This is a genomic window from Anaerofustis stercorihominis, from assembly GCF_005844425.1.
Classification (GTDB): Bacteria; Bacillota; Clostridia; order Eubacteriales; family Anaerofustaceae; genus Anaerofustis; species Anaerofustis butyriciformans.
In genome coordinates, this window is record NZ_SPHL01000058.1 from 1 (window position 1) to 7199 (window position 7199).

General features: G+C 28.9%; 7 protein-coding genes. 5 read left to right on the forward strand and 2 right to left on the reverse strand.

Annotation, left to right across the window (positions count from 1 at the left end):
• Nucleotides 1-291: DUF1848 family protein (locus FGQ49_RS09790; protein ID WP_138269688.1), on the reverse strand; the 291-nt coding region annotated here is incomplete at its 3' end.
• A 172-nt stretch (nucleotides 292-463) separates the two neighbouring features.
• Here FGQ49_RS09790 and FGQ49_RS09795 point away from each other — a divergent pair.
• From FGQ49_RS09795 to FGQ49_RS09815, 5 genes are all read left to right on the forward strand, one after another.
• The gene (locus FGQ49_RS09795) at nucleotides 464-1921 is read left to right on the forward strand and encodes an aminoacyl-histidine dipeptidase (RefSeq protein ID WP_138269689.1); all 1458 of its coding nucleotides are present in this window, start codon (nucleotides 464-466) and stop codon (nucleotides 1919-1921) included.
• A gap of 194 nt (nucleotides 1922-2115) precedes the next feature.
• Nucleotides 2116-4017, forward strand: a complete 1902-nt coding sequence (locus tag FGQ49_RS09800) for an OPT family oligopeptide transporter (protein ID WP_138269690.1) — start codon at nucleotides 2116-2118, stop codon at nucleotides 4015-4017.
• Nucleotides 4018-4091: 74 nt separating this feature from the next.
• Nucleotides 4092-4445 carry a PqqD family protein gene (locus FGQ49_RS09805; RefSeq protein ID WP_138269691.1) on the forward strand — a complete coding sequence of 118 codons (354 nt, stop codon included), beginning with the start codon at nucleotides 4092-4094 and terminating at the stop codon, nucleotides 4443-4445.
• The gene (locus tag FGQ49_RS09810; protein ID WP_207734475.1) at nucleotides 4445-4795 is read left to right on the forward strand and encodes a hypothetical protein; all 351 of its coding nucleotides are present in this window, start codon (nucleotides 4445-4447) and stop codon (nucleotides 4793-4795) included. Before FGQ49_RS09805 ends, FGQ49_RS09810 begins: the two co-directional genes overlap by 1 nt.
• 135 nt (nucleotides 4796-4930) lie before the next feature.
• A complete protein-coding gene (locus tag FGQ49_RS09815; protein ID WP_138269692.1) occupies nucleotides 4931-5395 on the forward strand; it encodes a TspO/MBR family protein in 465 nt (154 codons plus the stop codon).
• Nucleotides 5396-5420: 25 nt separating this feature from the next.
• Here FGQ49_RS09815 and FGQ49_RS09820 read toward each other — a convergent pair.
• Nucleotides 5421-7199: sugar-transfer associated ATP-grasp domain-containing protein (locus FGQ49_RS09820; protein WP_138269693.1), on the reverse strand; the 1779-nt coding region annotated here is incomplete at its 5' end.

Sequence of the window (7199 nt, forward strand, 5' to 3'; positions counted from 1 at the left end):
AATATCATCTTTATTATTACAAAAAGGCTCTATTTCTTTTCCATATCCTGTAATTGTATATTGTATATAATAATCATATTTTTTTAATTCATTTATTTTATTTAACATTTTTATAGGATATTTAGACCAAAAAACAATAAAATCTAAATTACTATCATTAAACTCAATAAGACTTACATGTTTTTTATTTATAGGGTTTCTAACATAAACATATCCATCTTTTAACCTATTTAAAAACCAATCAAAGTAATAACAAGGTATATCTGTTCTCCTGCTTACACTAAGTATCATATTCTAGCCTCTTTAACTTTTTATTCATTATTTAAAATATAACAAATATTTTGTTTTTTTACCAAATTTTTATTAATATTGTATTATTTTAAATTTTTTTATATAATAGATGTAAATTGTAAATTAATTAAATAAATTAATTAAAAATTTAATATATAAGTGAGGTACAAAAATGGACTACAAAATAAAAGGTTACAAACCTGAAAAACTTTTTAATTTTTTTGAAGAAATAAGCGCAAATCCTCGTGGTTCAAGCAATGAAAAAGGTATAAGTGACTATCTTGTTGAATTTGCAAAAGAAAGAAATTTATGGGTTTACCAAGATGAATTGTTTAATGTAATTATAAAAAAACCTGCAAGTAAGGATGCAAAAAATAAAGCTCCAATAATGCTTCAAGGTCATACTGACATGGTTTGCGAAAAAATTTCAAGTTCAAATCATGATTTCACAAAAGACGGTATTGATATTATTGTTAAAGATGGAATAATTACTGCAAACGGAACTACTCTTGGAGGAGATAACGGAGCTGCCGTTGCTTTAATGCTTGCAATTTTAGATGATGAAACTCTTTCTCATCCTGATCTTGAATGTGTATTTACAACACAAGAAGAAACAGGTCTTGGCGGAGCTGATCATTTAGACAAATCTCAAATCAATGCAAAAACAATGATTAATCTTGACTCTGAAGAAGAAGGTATCGCAACTGTAAGCTGTGCAGGCGGAATGAGATTTACTTTAAGTAAAGATATTGTTAAAGAAAATAAAAGCGGTACAATTTTAACAGTAAGCGTAGACGGTCTTTTAGGCGGACATTCAGGTATGGATATTAATAAAGAACGTCAAAATGCAAATATATTGTTAGCAAGATTAATAAATAGAGTTATTAGTAATACTGATACATATGTTGCTTCATTTAACGGCGGTAGTAAAGACAATGCAATCCCAAGAAGCAGCGAAGCTAAATTATTAATAGAAAATAAAGAAGAAGTAAATAAAGTTGAAGAAATAGTTAATAAATTATCAAAAGAATTTTCTGAAGAACTTGTACCTTTTGAACCTGATTTTGTTGTTAATGTTACAAAAGAAGAAGGAGAAACTAACGTATTAAGTAAAGAAGATGCAACAAATCTTGTAAGTGCTGTATACTTAGCGCCAAACGGAGTATTAAAAAGAAATCTTAAACAGGACGGATTTGTAGTAACATCTCTAAACCTTGGTGTAGTAAGCACAAACGATAATGTTGCAAAAATTGTTTTTGCTCCAAGAAGTTCAGTTGCTTCATTACAAGACGATACAACTGACAGACTTTACTTATTAGCAAGAACATTTGGTTTTAATTGTGATATCGCAGGTGCTTATCCTGGCTGGAGTTTTAAAGAAGAATCTCCAATTAGAGATACTTTTATAAAAAGTTACAAAGAATTATTCGGTGGAGATTTAAAAATCGAAGCTATCCATGCAGGATTAGAATGTGGTTTATTCTCTGAATCAATTGAAGGTCTTGATGCAATTGCAGTTGGACCTACAATCAGAGGCGTTCATACACCTGATGAAGAAATTCCTCTTGATTCATTTGAAAGATTTTATGAATTATTATGCGATGTTCTAAAAAAAGAAGCAAATGCTTAAAAAATTAATTTAATATTAAATATTATCATCAAAGCTATTCTTAAATTTAAGAATAGCTTTACGCATTTTTAATAAAGAATTGTAAAAATTTATCATTTTTAATTGTAAATTAATAATATATTTACTTTTATGTAAATTTATTATATAATTCAGTTTGATTGTCTATAATAAAATTAAAAGAAAGGGGTTAAATTATGTCTGACAAACATAACGATTTTAAACCGTATATACCAGCAGATAAAGTTGCACCTGAATTTACAGTTACATCAATTCTTATTGGTATTATCTTAGCAATAGTATTCGGTGCTGCAAATGCTTATCTTGGTCTTAGAGTTGGTATGACAATCTCTGCATCAATCCCAGCGGCAGTTATTTCTATGGGTATTATCAGAGTTATCTTACGCCGTGATTCAATTCTTGAAAACAACTTGGTTCAAACAATTGGTTCAGCCGGTGAATCTGTTGCCGCAGGAGCTATCTTTACATTACCTGCCTTATTCTTATGGGCAAACGAAGGTATTATTTCAGCTCCAAGCATAATAACAATTTTCCTTATAGCACTTGTTGGTGGTATCCTTGGGGTAATTTTCATGGTTCCACTTCGTCAAGCTTTAATTGTTGAAGAACACGGAGTATTACCTTTCCCAGAAGGAACAGCTTGTGCTGAAGTTTTACTTGCGGGAGAAGAAGGAGGAAGCAAAGCAAGCACTGTATTTACAGGTCTTGGTATTGCTGCTTTATATAAATTCATTGCTGATGGAATGAAAGTTTTCCCAAGTGAAATCGGATATGATATTAAAGGTTACGCAGGTTCGGCAATTGGTATCCAAGTACTTCCTGCATTAGTAGGTGTTGGATATATCTGTGGTCCAAAAATTTCAAGCTACATGCTTGCCGGTGGTACATTATCATGGTTTGTAATCATGCCTATAATTGCTCTATTCGGTGCTGATGCAACAATCTTCCCTGGAGATGTTGTTATTTCATCTTTAGCACCAAGTGACTTATGGGGTACATATGTAAAATACATCGGTGCCGGTGCGGTTGCTACAGGTGGTATTATAAGCTTAATCAAAAGTTTACCTTTAATTGTTAAAACATTCTCTCAAGCTATGAAGAGTATGGGTAAAAAAGCTACAAGCCAAAATACACTTCGTACAGAAATCGACATACCAATGCCAATATTATTAATATTATTATTAATTATTGCTGTTGCTATTTGGTTACTTCCGATGTTCCCAGTTAACTTCCTTGGAGCATTAATTATCGTAATCTTCGGTTTCTTCTTTGCAACTGTTTCATCAAGAATGGTTGGACTTATCGGTTCATCAAACAACCCAGTTTCTGGTATGGCTATTGCAACATTAATTATTGCAACTATTCTTCTTAAAGCTACAGGAACAACAGGTGTTGATGGTATGGTTGGTTCTATTGCTATCGGTGCTATTATCTGTGTTATCGCAGCTATCGCCGGAGACTGTTCTCAAGACTTAAAAACAGGTTTCATTCTTGGTGCTACTCCTAAGAAACAACAAATCGGTGAAATCATCGGTGTTATCGCTTCAGCTGCTGCAATCGGTTATGTATTATACCTATTAAATGCAGCATGGGGTTACGGTTCTGCTGAAATCCCTGCACCACAAGCTACCATGATGCAAATGATAGTTGAAGGTATTATGAATGCACAATTACCTTGGGCTTTAATCTTTGCAGGTGCCGGTGTTGCAATCGTAATTGAAATTTTAGGTGTACCTGTTTTACCTGTTGCAGTTGGTATGTACTTACCATTCAGCTTAAGCGCTGGTATCATGGCAGGTGGTCTTGTTCGTTTAGCTATGGATAAAAGAAAAGTAAGCGAAGAAGAAAAGAAAGAATCTGTTGAACGTGGTACATTATATACATCTGGTTTAATCGCCGGTGAAGGTTTAATGGGTGTTGTTCTTGCTGTTCTTGCTGTAGTAAACAAAGCAGAAGCAATCGATGTTTCAAAAGCATTTAACATCGGTCAAATAGGAAGTTTAGTAGTATTTGCACTATTAATTGTTACCCTTGTAATGGTTTGTTTAAAAAAGAAAGAAAAAAAAGAACAAAAATAAATGATTAAATAATAAAAAGATGTAACTTTTCAAATAAGTTACATCTTTTTATAAAAATGAAAGGAACTCCATAAATGAGTAAATCTAATAAAAAAAATAATAATTATCTTGAATTTATTCCAATCAAAAATCCTCAAATGGAATATGAAACAGATGAAAATGGTATTGTAATTATAAAAAAAGACTGGGTTGGTTTTTATAATAAAATTGCACAAAAATTTTTTCATAAACCTAAAACCAGCAACATCTCTTTAGATGAATACGGAAGTTTTATTTGGTTTAATATAGATGGTGAAAGTACAGTTTATCAAATTTCACAAAAATTAGATGCTCATTATCCAAAAATGGAAAAAAGCTTATCTAGATTAATTAAATTTTTGGAAATCCTTCAAAATCATAATTTTATAACTTGGAAGGAGATTGATTAATGTCAATACTACATTATCTACCATATTTATTATTATTTATGGTTGCAACAATGCTAATTTACGGATGGGGACTATGGCGTGCATCTCGACAACAAAGAGATTTAATGAATATGTTATATTCAAAAGCCGTTTCAAAAATAAAAAAGGCAATCAAACAAAAAGGTCCTTTATCAAAAAAAGAAATACAAGAAGTAGTAAAAAATATTCAGGTAAGCCAGCCTTTCTCTAAAAACCGTTTGGGCGTAACGGATAAAGTAAGTTTTACAACTTCTATTCTCTCTTTTATGATTGAAAATGATATGTTAATAAAAGAGAAAGAGAATGGAAGATTCGTTTATAAACTAAAATAAAAAGATATCTCAAGATATCTTTTTTTTATAAAGTTTAAATATTTAAAATACATAAAAATTTTAATTATTCACTTTTAAAATTCATATTTATATAATTTTAGCATAAATTAATTATATAAACTTTAGGAGTGAAAAATGAAAATTAATTATAAAAAACTTCTTTTATCAATTTTAATACCTCTTCTTGTAGGAGGGGTGTCGGCACTATTTACAAAAAATAGTATGGATATATATAAAAATCTAAATCAACCTGTATTATCTCCCCCAGGGTTTATTTTTCCTATTGTTTGGACGATATTATATATTTTAATGGGAATCAGTGCATACTTTATATCATTTTTTGATGGAGAAGAAGAAGAAAATGCTCAAAAAATATATATTATTCAACTAATTTTAAATTTTATATGGAGCATAATATTCTTCAATTATAATAATTTTATACTTTCATTTATTATTTTAATAATACTATGGCTTTTTATCTTAAAAATGATTATATCTTTTTATAAAATTAATCCTATTGCAGGTTATTTGCAAATCCCATATCTTTTATGGGTTACTTTTGCAGGATACTTAAATTTCATGATTATTCTTTTAAATTAAAAAAAGCTTCAATTAAGAAGCTTTTTTACCTTAAAGGAAGTTTAACTATACTATATTTCCCTCTAAAATTCTCATCTCCATAAAAAATTTTTTTCTCTTTTAATTTATATAGTAAATAATCCATAGTTTTTGGAGATAATTTTTCAATAGCTGGATAATCAGGGAACCTATTTATTTCCGGAAATTTTATTCCATTTTCCGTTATTGCAAGGTCAAATCCAAAATATTCAAGCTCGGGAATATTTCTTGCAACATCCAAAACTGTCTGTTTTATCTTTTCCCAGTTTGGCAAATAACCTTCTATTTTTACATTAGTATCAGGATGATATAAACATGGTTTAATTTCATTATCTTCAATTATTTTTGCATCGTAAAATTTTCCTGTTTCAATATCAATTTTTGCAAACATCCCCCCTGCTCCCATATTATCTACGGCACCGGTTCTTTTAGATCCAAATCTCATATAAGCATTCCCAATTTGAGGATTTTTACCATCTTTTTTAAATACAATCATTCGTATTGTATTAACAGCACCTGAATATATATTTTTAATTACAGGATGCATGTTTATATATTCAGTTATTAAGTATTGATTATTAACATCTTTTAAAATATTAAGAACATCTTCTTTTTTTGCTTGTTCATGATTAAGATAGTATTTACCGTCTAAATATTCAAATTTATAAAATCCGTCACCATGAGAACCTTCATCGGGTTTTAAAGCAAGTGATTTTTTTTCTTTTACAAGTTTAAAAATATCTTCAAAAGTATTTGTATACCCTTCAGGACAATCCATCATAGAAATAACTTTATTATTTCCATTTTTTAGAATTATATGGTAATAGTATTCAGGAAAACAATTATTATAATCAGAACAAATATACTTTACGGTTATTTTATCTTCCATCCATTTTCTGTATTCATTATTTATATGTCTTAACCATCTATACTCAAAATCAGAAATATAATTATTATAATTCTCATCATTTATTCCATATTGATGTAATCTGTAAGATATAAAACCATGTTTTTTTGCCCATATTTTTTCTTTAAATGTAGTATCCTTATTTGTAATAAAGTCTTTTAACTGCTCTTTGGGAAATTTTATTGAAAGATAAGGAAGTAAACCTTTCGGGAAAAATAGTTTTGCATATGTGGCTCTTACTTTAAGTTTTACTTTCTTCATTCCCCTTTTTGTTTTTACCGATAAGCCTTTATATGCTTTTCTTTTTTGCTCAACTTTATATTTTAAATATTTTGATGTTTCAATACTAAAAGGAACAGATTTAGGATATTCCGGATGACCATCCCAACTTATAATTTTAAACCCATCATCTGTTATCATTATTTTCAAACCAAAAAACTCAAGTTCAGGAGCAAAATATCCTATATTTTTTACGGTTTCTTTAATCTCATTCCAAAAAGGAATTTTACTTGGAATAGCATAATCATTATTTGGATTTTTTGTTTTCTTTATTCTATTTCCTCTATTTATGCTTACACTATCTGAAATTTTACCATTTATAGTATCTATATAAGCATATACAGTACTTTCAAACCATTCTTCTTTTTCAATTTCTTTTAATTCTTCATCATTATTATCTTCTTCGTATAATTTAAATAAAATATCATCATTATTTTCATCATCATTCAAATCAATTTCCTCTTTAAACGATGTATTTTTTTTAATATCAATGTTGTTATTTAAGAATTTATTTTTTTCAAATGATATATATGCATCTCCGATTTTAGGATTATCACCTTTAGAGTTAAATACTATTAAATTTATTAAGCCTCCTTCAAA

Bases quoted from the DNA above. Each gene is read 5' to 3' on its own strand.
- FGQ49_RS09795 (WP_138269689.1), top strand. From the start codon at position 464: ATGGACTACAAAATAAAAGGTTACAAACCTGAAAAACTTTTTAATTTT.
- FGQ49_RS09800 (WP_138269690.1), top strand. From the start codon at position 2,116: ATGTCTGACAAACATAACGATTTTAAACCGTATATACCAGCAGATAAA.
- FGQ49_RS09815 (WP_138269692.1), top strand. From the start codon at position 4,931: ATGAAAATTAATTATAAAAAACTTCTTTTATCAATTTTAATACCTCTT.
- FGQ49_RS09805 (WP_138269691.1), top strand. From the start codon at position 4,092: ATGAGTAAATCTAATAAAAAAAATAATAATTATCTTGAATTTATTCCA.
- FGQ49_RS09810 (WP_207734475.1), top strand. From the start codon at position 4,445: ATGTCAATACTACATTATCTACCATATTTATTATTATTTATGGTTGCA.